Source organism: Nisaea nitritireducens (assembly GCF_014904795.1).
GTDB classification, from domain to species: domain Bacteria; phylum Pseudomonadota; class Alphaproteobacteria; order Thalassobaculales; family Thalassobaculaceae; genus Nisaea; species Nisaea nitritireducens.
In genome coordinates this window covers 216,861-238,112 of the sequence record NZ_JACZFS010000017.1, presented here as the reverse complement: position 1 = coordinate 238,112, position 21,252 = coordinate 216,861, and the positions used below count along the sequence as shown (strand labels likewise).

General features: G+C 59.1%; 21 protein-coding genes and 1 other RNA gene. 14 read left to right on the top strand and 8 right to left on the bottom strand.

What is annotated here, in order from left to right; all coding sequences use genetic code 11:
* A partial coding sequence (locus tag IG629_RS07415; RefSeq protein WP_193171317.1) for a DUF3394 domain-containing protein occupies positions 1-753 on the top strand: 753 nt, incomplete at its 5' end.
* Positions 754-767: 14 nt separating this feature from the next.
* On the top strand, positions 768-1,193 hold the full coding sequence (locus tag IG629_RS07410) for a universal stress protein (protein WP_193171316.1): 426 nt from the start codon (positions 768-770) through the stop codon (positions 1,191-1,193).
* Between the two features lie 83 nt (positions 1,194-1,276).
* Here the strand turns inward: IG629_RS07410 and IG629_RS07405 are convergent, their stop codons facing one another.
* Positions 1,277-2,098, bottom strand: coding sequence for a flagellin (locus IG629_RS07405; RefSeq protein WP_193171315.1), 822 nt, complete (start codon positions 2,096-2,098; stop codon positions 1,277-1,279).
* A gap of 677 nt (positions 2,099-2,775) precedes the next feature.
* On the opposite strand from IG629_RS07405, the gene IG629_RS07400 reads away from it, so the two are divergent.
* Positions 2,776-3,030, top strand: a complete 255-nt coding sequence (locus tag IG629_RS07400) for a hypothetical protein (protein WP_193171314.1) — start codon at positions 2,776-2,778, stop codon at positions 3,028-3,030.
* Here the strand turns inward: IG629_RS07400 and IG629_RS07395 are convergent.
* From IG629_RS07395 to IG629_RS07375, 5 genes are all read right to left on the bottom strand, one after another.
* Positions 3,027-3,668, bottom strand: coding sequence for an alpha/beta family hydrolase (locus IG629_RS07395; protein ID WP_193171313.1), 642 nt, complete (start codon positions 3,666-3,668; stop codon positions 3,027-3,029). The two genes, IG629_RS07400 and IG629_RS07395, sit on opposite strands and share 4 nt — an antisense overlap.
* Before the next feature lie 13 nt (positions 3,669-3,681).
* Positions 3,682-5,292, bottom strand: a complete 1,611-nt coding sequence (locus IG629_RS07390) for a fumarate hydratase (protein ID WP_193171312.1) — start codon at positions 5,290-5,292, stop codon at positions 3,682-3,684.
* A gap of 92 nt (positions 5,293-5,384) precedes the next feature.
* The gene (locus tag IG629_RS07385; RefSeq protein ID WP_404923541.1) at positions 5,385-5,873 is read right to left on the bottom strand and encodes an SspB family protein; all 489 of its coding nucleotides are present in this window, start codon (positions 5,871-5,873) and stop codon (positions 5,385-5,387) included.
* Positions 5,874-5,912: 39 nt separating this feature from the next.
* Positions 5,913-6,272: a transfer-messenger RNA gene (gene ssrA / locus IG629_RS07380) on the bottom strand.
* 24 nt (positions 6,273-6,296) lie between these two features.
* On the bottom strand, positions 6,297-7,817 hold the full coding sequence (locus IG629_RS07375) for a tetratricopeptide repeat protein (RefSeq protein ID WP_193171311.1): 1,521 nt from the start codon (positions 7,815-7,817) through the stop codon (positions 6,297-6,299).
* 172 nt (positions 7,818-7,989) lie between these two features.
* Here IG629_RS07375 and IG629_RS07370 point away from each other — a divergent pair, with 172 nt between their 5' ends.
* Genes IG629_RS07370 through IG629_RS07360 form a run of 3 tightly spaced genes read left to right on the top strand, consistent with a single transcriptional unit; the run spans position 7,990 to position 9,839 of the window.
* Positions 7,990-8,784, top strand: coding sequence for a thymidylate synthase (locus IG629_RS07370; protein WP_193171310.1), 795 nt, complete (start codon positions 7,990-7,992; stop codon positions 8,782-8,784).
* Between the two features lie 8 nt (positions 8,785-8,792).
* Positions 8,793-9,317, top strand: coding sequence for a dihydrofolate reductase (locus IG629_RS07365; RefSeq protein WP_193171309.1), 525 nt, complete (start codon positions 8,793-8,795; stop codon positions 9,315-9,317).
* A 3-nt stretch (positions 9,318-9,320) separates the two neighbouring features.
* Positions 9,321-9,839: a GNAT family N-acetyltransferase gene (locus IG629_RS07360; protein WP_193171308.1), complete on the top strand. Its 519-nt coding sequence runs from the start codon at positions 9,321-9,323 to the stop codon at positions 9,837-9,839.
* Between the two features lie 8 nt (positions 9,840-9,847).
* Here the strand turns inward: IG629_RS07360 and apbC are convergent, their stop codons facing one another.
* Entirely contained in the window at positions 9,848-11,002 is a 1,155-nt protein-coding gene (gene apbC / locus IG629_RS07355) for an iron-sulfur cluster carrier protein ApbC (protein ID WP_193171307.1), read from the bottom strand.
* A 142-nt stretch (positions 11,003-11,144) separates the two neighbouring features.
* On the opposite strand from apbC, the gene hflK reads away from it, so the two are divergent.
* From hflK to IG629_RS07335, 4 genes are all read left to right on the top strand, one after another.
* On the top strand, positions 11,145-12,320 hold the full coding sequence (gene hflK, locus IG629_RS07350; protein ID WP_193171306.1) for an FtsH protease activity modulator HflK: 1,176 nt from the start codon (positions 11,145-11,147) through the stop codon (positions 12,318-12,320).
* Positions 12,317-13,192: a protease modulator HflC gene (hflC, locus tag IG629_RS07345; protein WP_193171305.1), complete on the top strand. Its 876-nt coding sequence runs from the start codon at positions 12,317-12,319 to the stop codon at positions 13,190-13,192. The genes hflK and hflC overlap by 4 nt, the downstream gene beginning before the upstream one ends.
* 39 nt (positions 13,193-13,231) lie before the next feature.
* Positions 13,232-13,420, top strand: coding sequence for a DUF2065 domain-containing protein (locus IG629_RS07340; RefSeq protein ID WP_193171304.1), 189 nt, complete (start codon positions 13,232-13,234; stop codon positions 13,418-13,420).
* A 277-nt stretch (positions 13,421-13,697) separates the two neighbouring features.
* Positions 13,698-15,197, top strand: coding sequence for a DegQ family serine endoprotease (locus tag IG629_RS07335; protein WP_193171303.1), 1,500 nt, complete (start codon positions 13,698-13,700; stop codon positions 15,195-15,197).
* A gap of 104 nt (positions 15,198-15,301) precedes the next feature.
* On the opposite strand, the gene serB is transcribed toward IG629_RS07335, so the two are convergent.
* Positions 15,302-16,198, bottom strand: a complete 897-nt coding sequence (gene serB, locus IG629_RS07330) for a phosphoserine phosphatase SerB (RefSeq protein ID WP_193171302.1) — start codon at positions 16,196-16,198, stop codon at positions 15,302-15,304.
* Between serB and miaA the strand changes: the two genes are divergently transcribed.
* The 4 genes from miaA to ilvC all read left to right on the top strand — a co-directional run bounded on the left by miaA (position 16,197) and on the right by ilvC (position 21,044).
* The gene (gene miaA, locus IG629_RS07325; RefSeq protein ID WP_193171301.1) at positions 16,197-17,222 is read left to right on the top strand and encodes a tRNA (adenosine(37)-N6)-dimethylallyltransferase MiaA; all 1,026 of its coding nucleotides are present in this window, start codon (positions 16,197-16,199) and stop codon (positions 17,220-17,222) included. The genes serB and miaA overlap by 2 nt on opposite strands.
* 163 nt (positions 17,223-17,385) lie before the next feature.
* Positions 17,386-19,176, top strand: coding sequence for an acetolactate synthase 3 large subunit (locus IG629_RS07320; protein WP_226886517.1), 1,791 nt, complete (start codon positions 17,386-17,388; stop codon positions 19,174-19,176).
* A gap of 114 nt (positions 19,177-19,290) precedes the next feature.
* A complete protein-coding gene (gene ilvN / locus IG629_RS07315; protein WP_319025032.1) occupies positions 19,291-19,887 on the top strand; it encodes an acetolactate synthase small subunit in 597 nt (198 codons plus the stop codon).
* Positions 19,888-20,024: 137 nt separating this feature from the next.
* Entirely contained in the window at positions 20,025-21,044 is a 1,020-nt protein-coding gene (gene ilvC, locus IG629_RS07310) for a ketol-acid reductoisomerase (protein ID WP_193171300.1), read from the top strand.
* Positions 21,045-21,252 lie beyond the last annotated feature (208 nt).

The following is a 21,252-nucleotide window of genomic DNA, read 5'->3' as shown; positions in this document are numbered from 1 at the left end:
TTTTTGGGGATATTGGCGGACGATCCGCCACCGGTGGGGCTGGCGGCTTACGCCGCCGCCGCTCTATCGGGCGGCGATCCCATCAAGACCGGCCTGCAGGGCTTTGCCTACGATATCCGGACTGCGATCCTGCCGTTCCTGTTCATCTTCAACACCCAGTTGCTGATGATCGGGATCGACGGGGTGTTTCATTTCATCCTTACCGTTACGACCGCAGTTCTCGCCATGCTGATGTTCGCATCGGCGACGCAGATGTTCCTGTTGGTCAGGAACAAGATGTGGGAATCCGCGGCCCTTCTGCTGGTTGCCTTTACGCTGTTTCGTCCGGGCTTCTGGCTCGATCAGATCGACCCGCCATTTATTCAGCATGATCCGACCGGGATCTATGGGGTTGCCGAGTCCATTCCGGCAGGCGGTGATATCCGGTTGATGGTGCAGGGTGAAACCGTGGATGGCACTATCGTCTCCAAGGCTGTGTTGTTGCCGCTGGGCGAGGCAGGGCCCGGAGCGGACAGGCTGGCGAACGTTGCCGGGCTGGAAATGCGGTTCGAGGACGGCAAGGCGTTGGTCGACAATCTCGGCTTCAGCAGTCCCGCTGAAAAAGCCGGGATCGATTTCGACTGGCAGGTCACTGAAGTCATGACGCCGGCAGACCGTTTGCCGAAAGAGCTGTTCTTCATTCCCGCTGTCGGTCTGATGGTTCTGGTTATTCTCCTGCAACGGCTGCGTCGCCGCCGGGTAGAAGCTGTCTAGGAAAGAGAGAAACAATGTACAAACATATCCTTCTGACAGTTGATCTGGATGACAAGGATTCGTGGAGCAAGGCGCTGCCACTGGCCATCTCCAATGCCGAGACGCACGGGGCGACCCTTTCGGTCATGACCGTGGTGCCGGATTTCGGAATGAGCCTCGTCGGGCAGTATTTCCCGAAGGACCACACCGAAAAAGTGATGAAGGAGGCGAACAAGCGTCTGCACGCGCTTGTCGCGGAGCGCGTTCCGGAGGGAATGCAGGTTCAACACATCGTTCGGCAGGGCACGGTGTATGAAATGGTGCTCCTGACGGCGAAGGAGATAGAGGCGGATCTCATTATCATTGCCTCGCATCGCCCGGCACTGAAGGATTACCTGCTCGGGCCGAATGCGGCGCGGGTGGTGCGCCATGCCAACTGTTCGGTCCTTGTGGTCCGCTAAACGAAAAGACCCCGCCGATCAGTCGTTCGGCGGGGCGCTATTTGATGTCTGCAGATATTGGTGCGCGATGCGGCGCGAGCCCCTTAAGACCGGAACAGGCCGAGGAGGGCTTGCGGGCTGCGGTTGGCGATGCCGAGCGACAGCGCGCTCAGCTGACCGCGGACCTGATCTGCCGCAAGCTGGGCCGCTTCCCGACCGAGATTTGCATCGACAATATTGCCGAGACCTTCTTCGGTCGCATCCGCAATGCCCTGCAGTTGATCGTTCTGCGAGATAATGCGGCGGGAACTTGCGCCCAGTTCGCCGAGAGAAGAATTCAAGGATGACTGGAAGGCCGTGAACTCGTTTTCAAGAACCGCGGCGGGATCGCTGAAATCTGCGGCCGCCAGCGTTGCCAGACTATCCGCAACCGATCCTTGACCTGAAACGGTCAGCACATCGCCGTCACCGTTCTGAAGCGTGTTCAGATCTCCGGCGCCAGACTCCAGCAAATTGGTTCCGTTGAAAGTGCTGTTATCGACAAAGCCCTGGGCCTGCCCGAGGAGCGCATCCAGATCGTTCTGGAGAATGCCTTGCTGTTCAGTCGTGTTCGCAGGGTTTGAAAGTTCGACCAGCTTGCCCTGAATATCGGAAGTCAGGTTTGAGATGGCTGTCGCGCCCGCAGTGGCGACGTTCACCGCGCCTGACGTCTGGTTCAGGCCCTGCTGAACCGCAGCATTGCTGCTGAGCTCGCCGCGGATGCTCTGCGCGATGGCAAACAGAGACGCCTGATCCAGCGCGCCCGAGACTTTCTGGCCGGTGGAAATACGGTTTAGTGTACGGCCCTGATCGTTCTGCGCGGAATTCAGATTCCGCAGCGCCGAGAAGGCACCGACATTGGTGTTGATCGAGTTGTTGATAGCCATGGCTACACGCTCTCGCTAATGGTGCCGCAATCGAACCTGCCCGGCACTCTGTTCATCTCAACTTATAATATAGCATTTTTGCAGCCGTTTGTAAGCTGTGAACGGATTGGGGAGCGCGGCCGGTGTGACGGAACTCACCCGAACGGCGGCGAGGCGGTTTTGCTTCCTCTCGTGACACAGTCGCTGCGCGGTTTCCGATCGCGTCAATTTGTGCCCGAATTGGTTTGGAATTAGTGCGGAAGTCGATGCCAGATCCGCCGATTTTTTCTGCTCTGAATGATGCTCCTGTATCCTCAAAGACAATAAGCCTGCGTCAACATGACGCGATTTATGACTGTTAAGTTGTCGCCAGAGGTTGGTCCCCAGCAGTTATTTCTTGCGCGGTGCCGCTTAATGAACGGATAGGCCTGCTGGCAATACGCTTACTTTTTGTTAATGAAATTTTAGGACAACTTTAAAATATGACTGTCTATGTGTTTATTCGCATTGTTTGGGGTTGCCCTGGTATGCACATCTCTGGTTGTAGAAAATTGTGTGATTTGTGGTACTTGCGGCAATGTATTGCGACATAGCATTGAGGGTTGCATTTCTTTCTGCTAGTGTGGATTTCACTTGTTGATTGTGGGGGCGCCCTTCAGCCGCTTGCGTAAGGGCTTTCTCAGGGCGGGATTTGATCAGTGGCCGTTTGGGAACAGACAGAAGACAGTGTTGCGGAAGCGCTTTTCCGATCAGCTGTGCGCGTGGTCGCTCTGGTCACTTTAGCTGTTATTCTGGTTGGCCCGGTTGTGGTCGGCGGCTGGATGGCGAACGCCTATATCGTCTACCGTACAAGCGCTGATGAATTGCAGCTTCCCGCGTTAGATAAGCAGATCCCGTCACCGGCTGAACTGATCAGCGCGTCTGTCGATCAAAAGCCGCAGGCCCACCACTAAGCCATCCGGCTTCGGGCTACCATTTCCAGAAATGTTATTGCGGCTGTCACTGTTGCCGCCATGTTTGACTCACGCGTATGGCCAGAGGCTTTCCGTGGCGCGAGGTCATGATTGCCGTCCGGGATCCATTCGAGCGTAATCGCTTCGGACAGGCGGTAGGTGCCGACCTCGGCCCTGGTGCCGAACGGGTCGCGCTCTCCCTGCAGGATCAGGGTAGGGCAGGTGATGTCTTCGAGATGCTCCGTGCGGAGCTTGTCCGGTTTGCCTGGCGGATGGAATGGATAACCGAGGCAGATCACCCCATCGACGCCGGTGTCATCGGCGACAAGGCTCGCCATGCGGCCGCCCATGGATTTCCCACCGATGACGAGGGGGCCGCTCCCTGCTGCTGCCGCAATGGCGTTCCGCCAGCATTCCAGAAGAACCGGTTGCCGGTCCGGTGGCCGTTTGCTGCCGCCAGTTCGCCTGCCTGCCATATAGGGGAATTCGAAGCGGAGAACCCGGAAGCCGACCGCGGCGATGCCTTCCGCGACCTGATTCATGAATGGTGTGTCCATCGGTGCTCCGGCGCCATGGGCCAGAACGAAACAGGCCGGCGCATCCGCCGGCCCGTTCACCAGAAAATCGGGTGCAGTCATGTGCGCCTGATCGTCAGATGTTGGAGAAGAAGTCATTGCCCTTGTCGTCCGTGACAATAAAGGCAGGGAAATCCTCGACCTCGATCCGCCAGACCGCTTCCATGCCGAGCTCCGGAAATTCCTGAACCTCGACCTTCTTGATGCTTTCCAGTGCCAGCTTGGCAGCGGCCCCGCCGACGGAGCCGAGATAGAAACCGCCGTACTTCTTGCAGGCTTCACGCACCTGGGGAGAGCGATTGCCCTTGGCCAGCATCACGAAGCTGCCGCCGGCCGCCATGAAGGGATCGACATAGGAGTCCATCCGGCCAGCCGTGGTCGGACCGAAAGAGCCCGAGGCATAGCCTTCCGGCGTCTTGGCCGGGCCAGCGTAATAGATCGGGTGGTTCTTGACGTAATCCGGCAGGCCTTCGCCGCTGTCGATCCGTTCCTTCAGCTTCGCATGGGCGATGTCCCGCGCAACAATGATCGTGCCCGAGAGGGAGACCGGGGTCTTGATCGGGTACTGGCTTAGCGTCTTGCGAATCTCATCCATCGGCTGGCCAAGGTCGATCTTGACGACATCGCCCTCAAATTCGCTCGGATCGATATCCGGCATGTATTTGGACGGATCGGTTTCCAGCCGCTCGACGAAAACGCCGTCCTTGGTGATCTTGGCAAAGCACTGGCGGTCAGCGGAGCAGGAGACCCCGATGCCGACGGGCAGAGAAGCGCCATGACGCGGCAGGCGGATAATCCTGATGTCGTGGCAATAATATTTGCCGCCGAACTGCGCGCCGATGCCCATGTCCTGGGTCATCTTCAGGACCTGCTGTTCCATCTCCACATCGCGGAAGGCGTGGCCGGACTCGCTGCCCTTGGTCGGCAGGCCGTCGAGATACTTGGTGGAGGCCAGCTTCACCGTCTTCATGTTGAATTCGGCCGAGGGGCCGCCGATCACGATGGCGAGGTGATAGGGCGGACATGCTGCTGTTCCAAGCGTGCGGATCTTCGTGTCCAGGAACTTCATCAGCGCGTCCGGATTAAGGATCGCCTTGGTCTCCTGGAACAGGAAGCTCTTGTTCGCCGAGCCGCCGCCCTTCTGGCAGAACATGAATTTGTAGGCATCGCCTTCGGTCGCATAAAGCTCGATCTGCGCCGGCAGATTGTTTGACGTGTTCTTCTCGGTAAACATGTCCAGCGGCGCCATCTGGCTGTAGCGCAGATTGTGTTTCGTGTAGACGTCGTAAACGCCCTTCGCGATGGCCTTTTCTTCATTGAAACCGGTGAAGACGTTCTGGCCCTTTTTTCCCATCACGATGGCGGTGCCGGTGTCCTGGCACATCGGCAGTACGCCGCCGGCGGAAATGCCCGCATTCTTCAGCAACTCATAGGCAACGAACTTGTCGTTATTGGTCGCTTCACTGTCTTCGAGGATGTTGCGCAGTTGCTGCAAATGCGCGGGGCGCAACAGGTGGGAGATATCCCGAAAGGCCTGTTCCGACAGTAGCGTAAAAGCTTCTGGCTCGATGGTCAGGATGTCCTGGCCGCGAAACTTTTCCACACCGACATAATCGCCGGTGAGCTTACGATACTCCGTCGTGTCCTCCGCAAGCGGGAACATCTCGGTGAAATTGAAGTCGGCCATTTTGGTTATTCTCCAGCATAGATCTCTCTTGCGGAAGCGAGGCCGCTTCCGCCGAAATGTGTCCGGTCTTTACCGCGGCGCGACAGCCGGACTTATTTCTTCTTCCGAAAAGTATCGAGGGAAACGACCTGGCCCATGGCTGCGCCGTCGTCTTCACTTTCTGGCAATGGATCATCGGTCTCGTCGTCGGACGCTTCAAGCAGCTCCGTCTCGCTGAGCTCGCCTTCTTCCAGCGTCTGGAACTGAAGGCCAAACTTCACGGACGGGTCGGCAAACCCGGTGATCGCCGGGAACGGAATCACGAGTCTCTCGCGGACATCGTTGAAGCTGAGCGCGACGCTGAAGAATTCTTCCTCGATTTCCAGATCCCAGAACTGGAACTGGAGCACGATGGTCATCTCGTCCGCGTATTTTTCAAGCAGATAGGGAGGTATCGAAACGCCTTCTCCCCGGGTCTTGAAGGTGATGTAGAAATGGTGGTTTCCGGGGAGGCCGTGCTGAGCAACCTGCTTCAGCGCGCGCCGGACAACGCCGCGCAGCGCCTCATCCACCATCATATCGTATTGGAAAGGCTCTTCCAAAATTCCCCCCGGTATTCGTCCGTCAGCACACTCAAATTCAGCGGGACGCTTCTGTTGCCAGGTGCGCCCCAAACCCCGCCTAAAGGTGCGAACCCTTAGGACTTAAATGAAGACATCTGACTGCTTACGCAGCGAGACGTGCTTCCGCATAGTTGTTGTCATTTGCAACTACTATAATGGCCCGATATCGGTGGTACCATGCCGAGCGAAAGTTCTGTCTTTACTACACGCGTCGATCCTATTTCGCCCCCAAGGAGCCGGTCGAGAAACCGGAAATCTTTGGTGGAGGCGCCGGGTACCGCCCCCGGGTCCGCAATGCCTATTCCACAGGCCGTTTATCGCCATAGTCGGTTGCCCGACACGCTCAATATAGGCGCTTGTTGTCTCAGGAAAAAGAGGAGAGTTGCGAGATGTTTCGAGGAATTAGTGGTTTTCCAATATTTCGAGCGCGAGGCTCTTTGCAATAATCATAGATCTGGCCCAGTCGCCTAGTCTGGTCTGCTTGATCCTCCGGATCGCGCCTATAAAGCTGTCTCGGTCTCCGGATAGAGGTACCCAGCCGCCCGAGGTCAGAAACTCAATCGTTTTTGTGCCGACGGCGCCGACGATCGCCGCAGTCGAATTTCCAACCGAAAGCATCAGGTCGAGACTGGATGCCAGCGCAGCAAGGCTTTCAAGATCGTTGCGCAGATCGAGACCCGCGATTCTGTAAAGTTTGTGCCCCGTCGCTTCTTCAAACTCTGCGATCATTTCCTCCGTTTCGCCATACTGAAGTGAAACGAGCAACGTGTTGGGCAAGTCGAGCAAGTCGCGCCATGCTGATGGAGGTGGGTAATTAACTCCGCGCCCGAAGGTTTGTGAGCCGCTAGTCCAAGAAACGCCGACGATATGCCGTCCCGCAGCCTGGGCCCGGAGATGATTGCCGATCTGCTGCGTCAGATCCATGCGGGGGATCAAGAAGCCGCAGTCATTGCGCTGGGGCCGAAGACCTTCTCCTACAAAATGGCGTAAGCTGCCAATCTCGACATAGCAATCGGGACCTCCCGATTCCGGAAGCCAGGCATAAGAAAAATGTCCGCGACCGCTCCTTTTATGCCTGGAGAACCCGTGTGCCCGGATGGCTGGGATGGATCTCTCGAAAAGGCCAACTAGTCTAGGGTCGCATTCCAAGGTGATGCTTCGGGCTAACTTGGAGAGTTCCGGCAGCATAGCCGCAAACCGCAACTCATCGCCGAGACCCTGCTCGTTCAGGATCAGAATATTATGTGCTTCGGGGCAGGTTCCGTCCCAGCGCGGTATTGAAATCGATCTCACCGGGGCGCTGGATATCTGCGAAGACAGCCTTGCCTCGTAATATGCCCAACCCTCCCTGACTTTTCCTTGAGAGAGGAGGTGAACCCCGTAATTGAGACGTAATTGCTGATTTTCCGGATTGGCCTGCAAGGCGCTTTGATAATGCGGCTCCGCTTCTGAGAAGCGTTCTTGCTGGCTTAGAATTTCCGCCAGGTTTGACTGCGCTTTGGATGAAGCCGGAACAATAATGACCGCCCGGCTAAAGGCGGGTTCAACCTGATGAATGTTCCCCGATTTCAGGGCTATTTCACCGTATGCTGTATAGACAGGCGCTATGCTTGGCGATCTGATGATCGCACGTCGTAGGACGTCATTCGCTTGTTCAGAAGCGCCGAGTTCGGCAAGGCTGTGCGCCAGTCCGATGACTGCCTCCGCCATATCAGGGAGGGTTGTGTGGATCGCCTGGAAAAGCTGGGCCGCACGGTCCGTCATGCCCGAAAGACGGCAGGCCGTTGCCAGGCTATAGGCAATAAGAACATCGGTCGGCGCCGCCGCGAACGCATTTTCCAGACGGGAGCGCGCCTCGTTCCACTTTCCATTGGCCATGAGCTGCTGGCAGTCGGCCAGAAGGGAGTCGCGGCTTTCCCGCATGGTCGGTGTCCCGGTCCGGTTTCGATGCGAACGGATATTGGACCAAAAGTGCGAGCGGATTCAGCACTCTGTCAATCGTCATTGCCATCCTGGTCTGCAATCCCTTGCGTTAGACGGCGCCCGGTTCACAATATGTGCCGTTTCTCAATGAGTGTGACGGGACTGTCTATCCATGCGGCAATATCTCGATCTGATGGCCAAAGTGCTGGAGGAAGGCACCGACAAGAGCGACCGGACCGGGACCGGGACGCGGTCAATTTTCGGCCATCAGATGCGTTTCGATCTGTCCCGCGGCTTTCCGGTTCTGACCACCAAGAAGCTGCATCTGAAATCCATCATTCATGAGCTGCTCTGGTTCCTCGCGGGCGATACCAATATCGCTTATCTGCAGGAAAACGGCGTCCGGATCTGGAATGAGTGGGCTGACGAGAATGGCGATCTCGGACCGGTCTACGGCCACCAGTGGCGCTCATGGCCGGACAAGGATGGCGGGACCATCGACCAGATCCAGACTCTGCTCGACGATTTGCGGGATCGGCCGGATTCCCGGCGTCTGATCGTCACCGCCTGGAACCCGGCGGACGTGCCGCAGATGGCGCTGCCGCCGTGTCACTGCCTGTTCCAGTTCTATGTCGCGGACGGCAAGCTCTCCTGCCAGCTTTACCAGCGCAGCGCGGATATCTTTCTTGGCGTGCCGTTCAATATTGCCTCCTACGCGTTGCTGACCCTGATGGTGGCACAGGTGACCGGCCTAAAGCCCGGCGAATTTGTGCATTCCCTGGGGGACGCTCATCTCTACCAGAACCATTTCGAGCAGGCGCGCGAGCAGTTGCAACGCGTGCCGGGCAAGCTGCCGACGATGCGTATCAACCCGGAGGTCACAGACCTGTTCGCTTTCCGCTTTGAGGATTTTGACCTTACCGGCTACGAGGCCGCTCCGCATATCGCCGCACCGGTCGCAGTTTAGGTATGGGCATGGACGATAAGGTTGTGCAGTTCCCGGTTCCGGTCATCGTTGTCGCGATGTCCGACAACGGGGTGATCGGGGATGGCGAGAAGATGCCGTGGCATCTTCCGGCGGACCTGAAGCGGGTGAAGCGGATGACCATGGGCAAGCCCCTGGTGATGGGCCGCAAGACCTATCAATCGATCGGCAAGCCTTTGCCGGGCCGGACAAATATCGTCGTCACCCGTGAGCGTGGCTTCAAGGCTGAGGGCATTGAGGTGTTGCATGATCTTGACGAGGCGCTGGATCTTGCCCGCCGCGTGGCGCTGACGGACGGCGTCGACGAGATTATCGTCTTTGGCGGCGCCGAGATTTACCGGCAGGCCTTCGACAAGGTGCAACGCCTGCATGTGACGGAAATCCATGTTAATGCCGAGGGCCAAACCCGTTTCCCCGATTTCGATCGTGCCGAGTGGCACGAGACAGAGCGGGAAGACCACCCGGCCGAGGGCGATAAGCCTGCACACAGTTTCGTCACGCTGGAGCGGGGCTGAGAGATGAACAATAAGGTGGTCAGCCTGCGCGCCATGGAGACGGGCGACGCGGAGCGGGTGCTTGCGATTTATCAGGCCGGGATCGATACCGGTCATGCGACCTTCGAGGTGACGGCGCCGGACTGGCCCGCATTCGATGCGAAATATCTCTCTGAATGCCGGCTGGTCGCGCTCGCTGACGGTGTTGTCGTAGGATGGGTCGGTCTGACGCCGATCTCGAGCCGTTCCGTTTATCGCGGGGTTGCGGAACACAGCATCTATATCGCGCCGGAGGCACGCGGCATGGGGGTCGGCAGGAAGCTGCTTGAGGACCTCATCGAGCATTCTGAGCAGGCCGGCTTCTGGACCCTGCAAACCAGCATCTTCCCGGAGAATGAAGCCAGTATCCGACTGCATGAAGCCTATGGATTCCGTATCCTCGGCACGCGGGAGCGGATCGCGAAAATGACCTACGGCCCGATGGAAGGGCAATGGCGCAACACCACTATCATGGAGCGGCGCAGCGCCATTGCCGGTCTCTAGGCAGGGTTTTAATTGAAAACGATATTTGGCGCTTCCCGGCGGCCGGTCTCTCCGCTGCCGATCTTGTTCCAGACTTTCTCCGCAATCGCCTTGTAGGCGACGGAATGCGCGCTTTCCGGGGCCGAGACCACGATCGGGTTCCCAGCGTCGGAAGTCTCCCGGATATCCATGTGCAGCGGCACTTCGCCGAGGAAATCGACACCGATCCGCTCGGCTTCGTCGCGGGCGCCGCCATGGCCGAAGATGTCCGAGCGCTCACCGCAGCTCGGGCACAGGAAATAGCTCATGTTCTCGATGATGCCGAGCACCGGCACGTCGACCTTGCGGAACATGTTGAGGCCCTTGCGGGCATCCAGCAAGGCGATGTCCTGCGGCGTCGAGACGATCACGGCCCCGGCCAGCGGCACGCGCTGCGACATGGTGAGCTGGGCATCGCCGGTGCCCGGCGGCATGTCGACGACGAGCACATCAAGCTCGCCCCAGAGCACATCGCGCAGCATTTGTTCCAGCGCGCTCATCACCATCGGGCCGCGCCAGATGGTCGGGCTGTCCTCGGGTACAAGAAAGCCGATGGACATGCATTTGATGCCGAAGCGCTCCAGCGGCTTCAGGGTTTTGCCGTCTTCGGTGGTAGGTCGGCCGGAAATCCCCATCATGCGGGGCAGGGACGGGCCATAGATGTCGGCGTCGAGCAGGCCGACGGTGAGACCCGAGGCCTTGAGCGCAAGGGCGAGGTTAATCGCTGTTGTCGATTTGCCGACGCCGCCCTTGCCGGAAGCAACGGCGATAATTGATTTGATGCCGGGCACCAGTGTTTTTTGCGTGTTCTGTGCCGGGCGGGCCTGCGGGGCGCCGGCCGGAGCCTGTGGCTGCGGCGGGGCAGCCTGCGGGGCCTGCTGGCCCTGGCCGCCAGGACTGTGCGCCGTGAGCACTGCGGTGACAGAGAGTACACCCGGAACGGTGTCTACGGCTTTTTCCGCCGCCTGACGCAGCGGTTCAAGCTGCGGGCCCCTCTGCGGGTCTACCTCGATGGCGAAACCGACATTGCCGTCTTTGACGACGAGGCCGCTCACCATGCCGAGGGAAACGATGTCCTGCCCCTTGTCAGGGTCTTCTACAGCCTTCAGGGCTGCCAGGATCTGATCTTCGGTTACCCGTGCCATGCTTGATTTCTCCGGCTTTTGGCCAATATGCGAATTCAACGTACTGTCGCGCGCAAGCAGATATACGCATCCCCTATTCCTTTGCAACAGGGGGGGCATCTGCTAAGAGCGACGACGCGCTTTATGATGAGGGGAAACATACATGCCTTGGAGCAATCAAGGTGGCGGTGGCGGCGGTCCTTGGGGCGGCGGCGGCGGCAACGGGTCTGGCGGCGGCAACGGCGGTGGCGGTAAGTCTCCGTGGGGTGGTCGCGGACCGGGCGGTGGCGGTCAGCAGCCACCGGACATTGACGAGGTCATTCGTCAGGGGCAGGCTCGCCTTAAAAGCATGCTGCCCCGCGGCATGGGCGGACCGACAGGCATTACACTGGTCGTGATCGGCCTGCTCGCTCTCTGGCTGTTCTCTGGCCTTTATCGGGTCCAGCCGAACGAGCAGGGCATTGAGCTCGTTTTCGGCCGTTATACCGGTGTACCGACAGAGCCGGGTCTGCACTGGAATTATCCTTCGCCGATCGGCTCCGTTATGAAGCCGGATGTGACCCGTGAAAACCGGATTGAAGTCGGCTATCGAAGCTCAGGCGACGGCTCGAGCCGCAGCTCTGTGCAGCGGGACGTTCCCGAAGAAAGCCAGATGATCACCGGTGATGAGAATATCGTCGATATTGATTTCGTCGTGTTCTGGCGGATCGCGGAAGCCGGCGATTTCCTGTTCAATCTTCAGGAGCCTGCGGAAACGGTGAAGATGGCGGCTGAATCGGCGATGCGCGATGCTATCGGCAAGCGGCCCATCCAGGTTGCCTTGACCGAGGGCCGGCAGCTGATCGAAAGCACTGTCCAGGAAGATTTGCAGAGTCTGTTGAACGAATATGGTGCGGGCGTCTCTGTCCGTCAGGTTCAGCTGCTTGCAGTTGATCCGCCGAAGCAGGTTATCGATGCCTTCAATGAAGTGCAGCGTGCCCGTCAGGATAAGGACCGGTTGAAGAACGAAGCCGAGACTTTCCGTAACGACGTTGTGCCGCGTGCCCGTGGTGAAGCGGCCCAGATCGTCGAGGAAGCGGATGCGTATCGGCAGGAGGTGATCAACCGGGCAACTGGTGATGCGGATCGTTTCAAGTCGGTCTACACAGCCTATTCGGCAGCCAAGGAAGTGACCCAGAAGCGTATCTATCTGGAGACACTGGAAGAAGTGCTCGGGAACGTGAACAAGATCATCATCGATAGCGCGGATGGCGGCAGCGGCGTTGTGCCTTACCTGCCTTTGCCTGAAGTACAGAAGCAGATGCAACAGAACCGCTCGACCTCGGGAGGCACGCAATGAATAAGAGCCTCGCAGTTTTAGGCGTCCTGGTTCTGGTAGCCGGGTTCGTCGCCTTCACGTCGCTTTTCGTCGTTCCGCAGGTTCAGCAGGCTATCGTTCTGCAGTTCGGTGCTCCGATTGAAGCGGTCAAGGATCCGGGCCTGAAGGTCAAGTTGCCTTGGCAGAACGTGGTCTATTACGACAAGCGCGTGCTGGATCTCGACCCGCCGAAGCAGCAGGTCATTCTGTCTGACCAGAAGCGTCTCGATGTCGATTCATACGCTCGCTTCAAGATCGTCGACCCGTTGCTGTTCTTCCAGACAGTGAAGGATGAGATGGGCGCGCGTTCGCGCCTGAGCCCGATTATCAATTCTTCACTCCGCCGTGTGCTTGGTAACGAAACGCTGCTCAGCATTCTTTCCGATCAGCGGATCGCGATCATGGCCAGCATTCGTCAGCAGGCTAATGACGATGCCCGGCCGCTCGGTATGGAATTGGTCGAGGTCCGGATCCGCCGCGCGGATTATCCGGAAGAAACCAGCCTCAACATTTACAATCGGATGAAGTCCGAGCGTGAACGAGAGTCCAAGGAGTTCCGGGCGCAGGGTCAGGAAGAAGCGCAGAAAATTCGCGCTGACGCTGACAAACAGCGTGTCGTGATCGTCGCCGAGGCGAAGAAGCAGTCCGAGATACTGCGCGGTCAGGGCGATGGCGAAGCGATCCGGATTTACGCGGAGGCCTTCGGCCAGGATCCGGAATTCTTTGCCTTCTACCGGTCTATGCAAGCCTACCGGAAAGCGATGACAGGCGGCGATACCACTATGGTGTTGTCTCCGGACAGCGACTTCTTCAAATACTTCAAGAACATCGAAGGTGCGCCGGCTCCGCAATAGCGGGGCCGACGCGGCTCGGAAAAAAGCGAGGGCAGTGCCGTGACGGAATTCCTTACGGCGCTTGCCCTCGTTTTCTTTATCGAGGGCTGTCTTTACGCGCTGATGCCGGGTCGAATGAAGGCAATGATGCGGATGGCGCTTGAACTCGATGAGGGTGTGCTTCGGCGCGCCGGTCTTATCGCCATGGTTCTGGGATTTGCTCTGGCTTGGGTTTTACGCGCCGCGTGAGGTGGTTATGGTCCTCTGAAGGGGCTGGAACCGGCAATTGCCGCAATTCGGACACAGTTGCTCGATCCGCACCACATTGCCGCCACACCCGGTCGCTATATCTGACTTTATCGAGGGGCAACGTTGAAAGCCGTTCGATCGTCCCTACCTTGATGGCGTACTAATTGGGGCGAAAAGACTCACTTCTGTCGACGGGCTGAAGGCCCGCCGCTTCCGGGCCGGGATAAGGGTCCCGACCCCAAATTGGATACAAGCTTTGCCAAGGAGCGTTGAAACTATGACAGGCGTCCCCACAGAAATCTCTCATTCGGTCAGCCGGAGCCTGAGAGCTGGTTTGGTAGCCGGTTTCATGGCGGTTGCTGTGGCCGTGCCGGTATTTATGCCGGTATCTCCCGCGATCGCCAGAGCCGCGCCGGAGACCTTCGCCGATCTTGCCGAGAAGCTGCTTCCGGCGGTGGTCAATATCTCCACGACCCAGACAATTACGGCGTCGAGTGACGATCGTGCGTTGCCGCCTGGCACACCTTTCGAAGAATTCTTCAAGGAATTCGAGGATCGCATGCGTCCGAACGGAGAGCCGCGCTCCCGTCGGGCACAGTCCCTCGGTTCCGGTTTCATTGTCGACAAGTCCGGATATGTGGTGACGAACAACCATGTCATCCGTGACGCGGACGAGATCCTGATCCGTATGCAGGACGATACGGAGTTCGAAGCAACGCTTGTCGGCACCGACCCGAAAACCGACATTGCCTTGCTGAAGTTCGACCCGCGTGACGTCGATCTGCCGGTGGTAAAATTCGGCAATTCGGACAAGATGCGCGTTGGCGACTGGGTTGTCGCGATCGGTAACCCGTTCGGCCTTGGCGGCACGGTGACGGCCGGTATCGTTTCCGCCCGTGGGCGCGATATCGGGCAGGGCCCATATGATGATTTCATCCAGACCGACGCGGCCATCAACAAGGGCAATTCCGGCGGTCCGCTGTTCAATCTCGAGGGCGAGGTGATCGGTGTGAACACCGTGATCTTCTCTCAGTCGGGCGGTTCTGTCGGAATTGGTTTCGCGGTTTCCTCTGCTTTGGCTGACCCTGTGGTCGATCAGCTGCGTGAATTCGGCCGGACCCGTCGCGGCTGGCTCGGAGTGCGGATCCAGGAAGTGACGGACGAAGTTGCGGAAAGCCTGTCGCTCGATGGCGCACGCGGCGCTCTCGTCGCCCATGTCAACGACAAGGGCCCGGCCAAGTCGGCGGGTATCCGTGCCGGTGATGTGATCCTGAAGTTCAACAGCCGTGATGTCGGCTCGATGCGCGAATTGCCGAAAATCGTCGCCCAGACGCCGATTGGCAAGGATGTGCCGGTGGACCTCTGGCGCGGAGGCAAGGTGGTAAGGGTCACCGCGAATATCGGTGAACTTGAGGAAGCCGAGAAAAAAGCTCTGCTTACCAGTGGTGGTCCGCAACCGCAGCCGGCAAAACCGGACCGGGTGGAGTCATTGGGCCTTGAATTGTCCGCAATCAGCGACGACATGCGGGGTAAGTACTCCCTTGGAGACGATGCCAAGGGTGTTGTGGTTACGGATGTCGATCCGAATGGCCCCGCAGCCCGCGATTTGCGGCCAGGCGATGTGATCGTCGAGGTGCAGCAGACGCCGGTGATGTCGCCGTCCAGCGTTCAGAAGGGCATCGCGACGGCCAAGGATGCCGGCAAGAAGTCGGTCCTGCTTACCGTCAATCGCGGTGGTGAAATGAGGTTTGTCGCACTCCGCATTACCGAGGGCTAATTCTCCCCCGCCCCCCCAGGCAGCCCTAGCGGGTGCGACGCGCGGCGCCGGTCGAAAGACCGGCGCCGTTGTTTTTGGTGCTGGTCATTTCGGTGCGGGTTAGATCAGCCGGCGAATTCGGACCGCTTATAGCCCTGCAGGTGAAGCAGCGCACTGAGATCGCCGTGATCGATCCGGAAGCTGGCCGCCTCGCGGACAGCCGGTTTGCCGCGGAAAGCGACCCCCATGCCGGCGGCCTGCAGCATCGCGAGATCGTTCGCTCCGTCGCCGACTGTAACCGCATCTGTCGATGCTATTCCGAGCTCGTCGCAGAAACCGTTGAGGGCGACGAGTTTTGCATCCCGTCCCAGGATCGGCTCGCCGACAGTTCCGGTAAAACTGCCGTCGGCGACATTCAGAGTGTTGGCGCGGTCGGTGTGGAAGCCGAGCCGTTCGCGCACGGGACCGGTCAGCGATGTGAAGCCGCCGGAGACGAGGGCCGTATAGGCCCCGTCGCGCCGCATGGTGGTAACAAGGGCCTGCGCCCCCGGAGTGATTTCAACTTCGGACAACAGGCGATCCAGCAGGCTGGAGGGATGCCCCGCCAGCATCGCCACCCGTTCCTTCAGTGCTTCCTCAAAATCGAGCTCCCCCCGCATGGCGCGAAAGGTGATCGGTGCGATCTTGTCGCCGATCCCGGCATAGGTCGCGAGATCGTCGAGGGATTCTGAGGTAATGACCGTGGAATCCATATCGGCAATGAGCAGCTTCTTCCGCCGGCCCGAAGCGCTCTGGAGGTTCACGTCCACCGCAACCCCGGAAAGGGCCTCATGCAGCGTTGCTGCGAGGTCGGCTGGCATGGTGCCGTCGAAGGGAAGATCTGCGGCTGCGTCGGGATCGAGCCAATCGATTGTACCGACGGTCAGGCCGCCATCGCGCAAGGCCGTCTCCGCTGTGGCGACGACGGTGCTGTCGATTGCGGGGATGGCCGGATTTGACGTCAGAGTGAGGACATATTGCATGGGCCCGGCTTATCGCGTAATCGCCATGGGCATGTCCAGCGAAGTTTCAGATACAGAAGGCGGCATCGGCGCCACCGGAGCCTGTCCGATCCGGGCCATCGTCATCGGCGGGCCGACCGCGAGCGGCAAGTCGGCGCTTGCCGTGGATCTTGCCGAAGAATTTGGCGGGACCGTGATTAATGCGGACTCGATGCAGGTCTACCGTGAGCTGGACATCATCACGGCCAGGCCCGATCCGGCGGACCTGAAGCGGGCGCCGCACAGGCTCTATGGTTTCCTCAGCGCGGCGGAAGTCTGCTCAGCGGCACTATGGCGTGAACATGCGCTTGCCGAAATACATGAGGCCGCGCAGGCGGGCAGGGTGCCGATCCTTTGCGGCGGTACAGGTCTCTATCTGCGTGCCCTGACGCACGGCTTGTCCGAAATGCCGGAGGTCTCACCCGAAGCGCGGGCTGCTGCGCGGGCGCTGCATGCAGAGATCGGCGGTGCGGCACTCCGGCAAAGACTGGCGGAGGGAGACCCCGTACTCGCGGCACGCCTGCATGACGGGGACAGCCAGCGGCTGATCCGGGCCTGGGAAGTGCTTCAGGATACGGGACAGCCGCTTTCCGTATGGCAGGAACGGCCGGCGGAGCCACCGGAAGGCATCGACTTCTTCACCATCACACTTTTGCCGGAACGCGCGTCTCTTTATCGCAGTTGCGATGGACGCTTCGAAAAAATGCTGGAGCGCGGCGCGTTGGCGGAGGTGGAGGCTCTGATGGCGCTCGATCTTGATCCTGCTTTGCCGGCGAGGAAGGCATTGGGCGTTCCGCAACTCATTGAATTTATTGATGAAAAAATGTCGCGTGAGGAATGTGTCCGGATTGCCCAACGGGATACGAGGCGCTACGCGAAACGGCAGATGACCTGGTTTCGCAATCAGGTTCATGCAAATTTTACCCTGCACGAGCAATATTCGGAAAGATCGGACGGAAAAATCTTTAATAATGTTCGTCAGTTTCTGTTGACCGGTCATAGCTGACGGTCTAGGTTCCGGCCCGTCGCGACGCCTTCGGTGTCGCGATATTTGTCTGAGTTTCTGTCGACCTTATTGATTTGACAGGATTTTATCCGATCAATCCCGCCTGTCGGCGGGGGCGGCTTATGCCGCAACTGCGAATGAGATTTGAGAGAGGAACGGTAAAATGGCTACCCCGCGCACGCCGAATACCCGAAAACCCGACGCCCAGATGAATGGGGCGGCGATCATTCTCAAAGCGTTGCAGGATCAGGGCGTAGAAGTAGTATTCGGCTATCCCGGCGGGGCGGTATTGCCGATCTATGACGAGATCTTCAAGTCCAACCGTATCCGTCACATCCTTGTGCGCCATGAACAGGCGGCCGTGCATGCGGCGGAAGGTTATGCCCGTTCGACCGGTAAGGTCGGCTGCGTTCTGGTGACGTCCGGCCCGGGCGCGACCAATGCAGTGACCGGTCTGACCGATGCACTGATGGACTCCATTCCGATTGTTTGCCTGACCGGGCAGGTGCCGACGCATCTGATCGGCAATGACGCTTTCCAGGAAGCGGACACGACGGGTATCACCCGGCCGTGCACCAAGCATAATTACCTGGTGAAAGACGTCACCCGGCTGGCCGACACCATTCATGAGGCGGTCTATGTCGCCAAGACCGGCCGTCCGGGCCCTGTCGTGGTCGATCTGCCGAAAGATATTCTGTTCGCAGAAGGTCCTTATTATGCCCCGAACGGGAACGCGCATCCGAGCTACAAGCCGCAGGTAAAGGGCGACGAGAGCGCCATCGAGCGTGCGGTCGATCTGCTCGCGAAGGCGAAGCGGCCGATTTTCTATGGCGGCGGCGGCCTGATCAATGCCGGCCCGAAGGCCTCAAAGCTCTATGCGGAGCTGGTGCGTCTGACCCAGGCACCGACGACCCTGACGCTGATGGGGCTTGGCGCCTATCCGTCACAAGATCGTCAGTTCCTCGGCATGCTGGGTATGCACGGCACCTACGAAGCCAACCTCGCGATGTATAATTGCGACGTGATGATGAATATCGGCGCGCGTTTCGATGACCGGGTGACGGGGCGGATTTCCGACTTCTCGCCGAATTCGACCAAGGTGCATGTCGATGTCGACCCGAGCTCGATCAACAAGAACGTTGTTGTGGACCTGCCGATCATCGGCGATGCCGCTACCATTCTTGAGCAGATGCTCAAGGTCTGGAAAGCCAAGGGCTACAAGGCCAATGCCAAGCCGCTGGAGAAGTGGTGGGCGCAGATCGAGACATGGCGTGAGCGCAAATGCCTAGCCTTCACCGAAGATACGTCGGTCATCAAGCCGCAGCACGCGATCAAGCGGCTGTACGAGTTGACCCGTGATCGCGACACTTACATCACAACCGAAGTTGGCCAGCACCAGATGTGGGCGGCCCAGTATTTCGGCTTCGAGGAGCCGAACCGCTGGATGACGTCCGGAGGTCTCGGCACCATGGGCTACGGCCTGCCGGCCGCAATGGGCGTGCAGATCGCGCATCCGGAAGCGACGGTGATCGATGTCGCCGGTGAGGCTTCCTACCTGATGAACATTCAGGAGCTGTCGACGCTCGCCCAGTATCGGCTGCCGGTGAAGTCCTTCATCGTGAACAACCAGTGGATGGGAATGGTCCGGCAGTGGCAGGAACTGAACCATGGCGGCCGTTATTCCGAGAGCTATTCGGAGAGCCTGCCTGACTTCATCAAGGTCGCGGAGGCTTTCGGCGGCGTCGGGCTCAGGGCCGAGACGGTCGATCAGCTCGACGACGTGATCATGGAGATGCTTGAGACGGACCGTTTCGTGCTGGCCGATATCATGGTCAAGAAGGACGAGAACTGCTTCCCGATGATCCCGTCCGGTGCGGCGCATTACGAGATGCTGCTCGGGCCGGACGACAAGGCGGAGCTGGAGACGTCGGAAAACGGGATGGTGCTGGTCTAGAAATCCCGCCTGAAGGTGCGTCGCCCGCTTGCCTGAAAAGGCGCGGGCGCCATCCGCCCATTCACTCTATAAGGTATCGGCGGCCGGTCGGCCGCCCAGAATTCGGAGCGTATCGTGAACGCAGCCACTGAAATCGCAGAAGCGACCCATACTCTTGCCGTGCTGGTGGATGACGAGCCGGGCGTTCTCGCCCGTGTCATCGGCCTGTTCTCCGGCCGCGGTTATAATATCGAAAGCCTGACGGTATCGTCGGTAGACACGGCTGCCCATCTGTCGCGGATCACCATCGTGACCACCGGAACACCGCAGATTATTGCCCAGATCAAGGCGCAGCTTGGCCGTCTGGTGCCGGTCCATTCCGTGCACGATTTAACGCTTGAGGGACCGCATCTTGAGCGCGAACTGGCGCTGATCAAGATCCGCAATGTCGGCGAGCACCGCATCGAGGCTCTCCGGATCGCGGACATGTTTCGCGCCCGGGCCATCGACAGCACGCTGGAAAGCTTCGTTTTCGAGCTGACCGGCAGCCCGTCCAAGATCTCGGCTTTTGTCGAGCTTATGAGCGCGCTTGGCGCCATCGAGGTATCCCGCACCGGCGTCGTCGCGATCGCCCGGGGCAGCAATCTGGATATGCCTGTCTTCAGCACGCTGGAGGTCAACCGCAAGAAGGCCAAACAGCCGGCGGGGAAGAAGGCGCAGAAAAAGGCCTGAACGGGCCTAAGGCAGCGGGAGTTATCGGAGCCCGACCCGTTGCCCGATCAATTCTGCCCGGCGGCTTTCGCCGGGTGGGAGACAGAGAGCTCCACTGAAGTATTGAGTTACAGGAACGGAAACGAGAGGGCCTAGAAATGCGCGTCTATTACGATCGGGATGCCGACGTCAATCTGATCAAGAACAAGAAGGTTGCGATTGTCGGTTACGGCAGCCAGGGCCATGCCCACGCCAATAACCTGAAAGACAGTGGCGTGAAGGACATCGTCGTCGCGCTGCGTGAAGATTCGTCCAGTCGTGCCAAGGTCGAAGCCGCCGGTCTGAAATGCATGACCGCCGCCGAAGCCGCTGCCTGGGCCGACGTCGTGATGATGCTGACCCCGGATGAGGGCCAGTCCGACATCTATGATCAGGATCTGAAGGACAACATGCGCGAAGGCACGGCCATCGCATTCGCGCACGGCTTCAACATCCACTTCAGCTTCATCGATCCCCGTCCGGACCTCGATGTCTTCATGATCGCACCGAAGGGCCCGGGCCACACCGTGCGCTCCGAATATGTGCGTGGCGGCGGCGTGCCGTGCCTGGTCGCGGTGCATCAGAACGGCTCCGGCAATGCGCTCGAGATCGCGCTGTCCTATTCCTCCGCCATTGGCGGTGGCCGGGCCGGCACCATCGAGACCAGCTTCAAGGAAGAGTGCGAAACCGATCTGTTCGGTGAGCAGGCTGTCCTCTGCGGCGGTCTCTGCGAGATGATCAAGGCCGGTTATGAAACTCTGGTCGAAGCCGGTTATGCTCCGGAAATGGCCTATTTCGAGTGCCTGCACGAAGTGAAGCTGATCGTCGATCTGATCTTCGAAGGCGGCATCGCCAACATGAACTACTCGATCTCCAACACGGCCGAGTATGGCGAATACGTCACCGGCCCGCGCATCATCACCGATGCGGTGAAGGCGGAGATGAAGAATGTTCTCGAAGACATCCAGTCCGGCGATTTCGCACGCCGCTGGATGCTGGAAAACCAGGTCAAGCAGGCTGGCTTCAAGACCATGCGCCGTCGTGCCGCCGAGCACGATATCGAGGTGGTCGGCGAGAAGCTCCGCGCCATGATGCCGTGGATCTCCCAGAACGCTCTCGTCGACAAGGCGAAGAACTAAGCTGCCAGAGCTAATCCGGCAGAACTAACCTGAAGGTAGCGCGGCGGCGATTCTGTCGCCGCCGCGCCGCCACTTTCGCGCATTAGAAAATTTTTGCTAAACCGCCGCGACAATTAAATTACATAGTAAGCTGATTCTTTGATATGATTCCCCGGTGGCGTCACCGAATTCGGGTGGACTGCGTGGGGTAAATGCGACGGGTGACCGT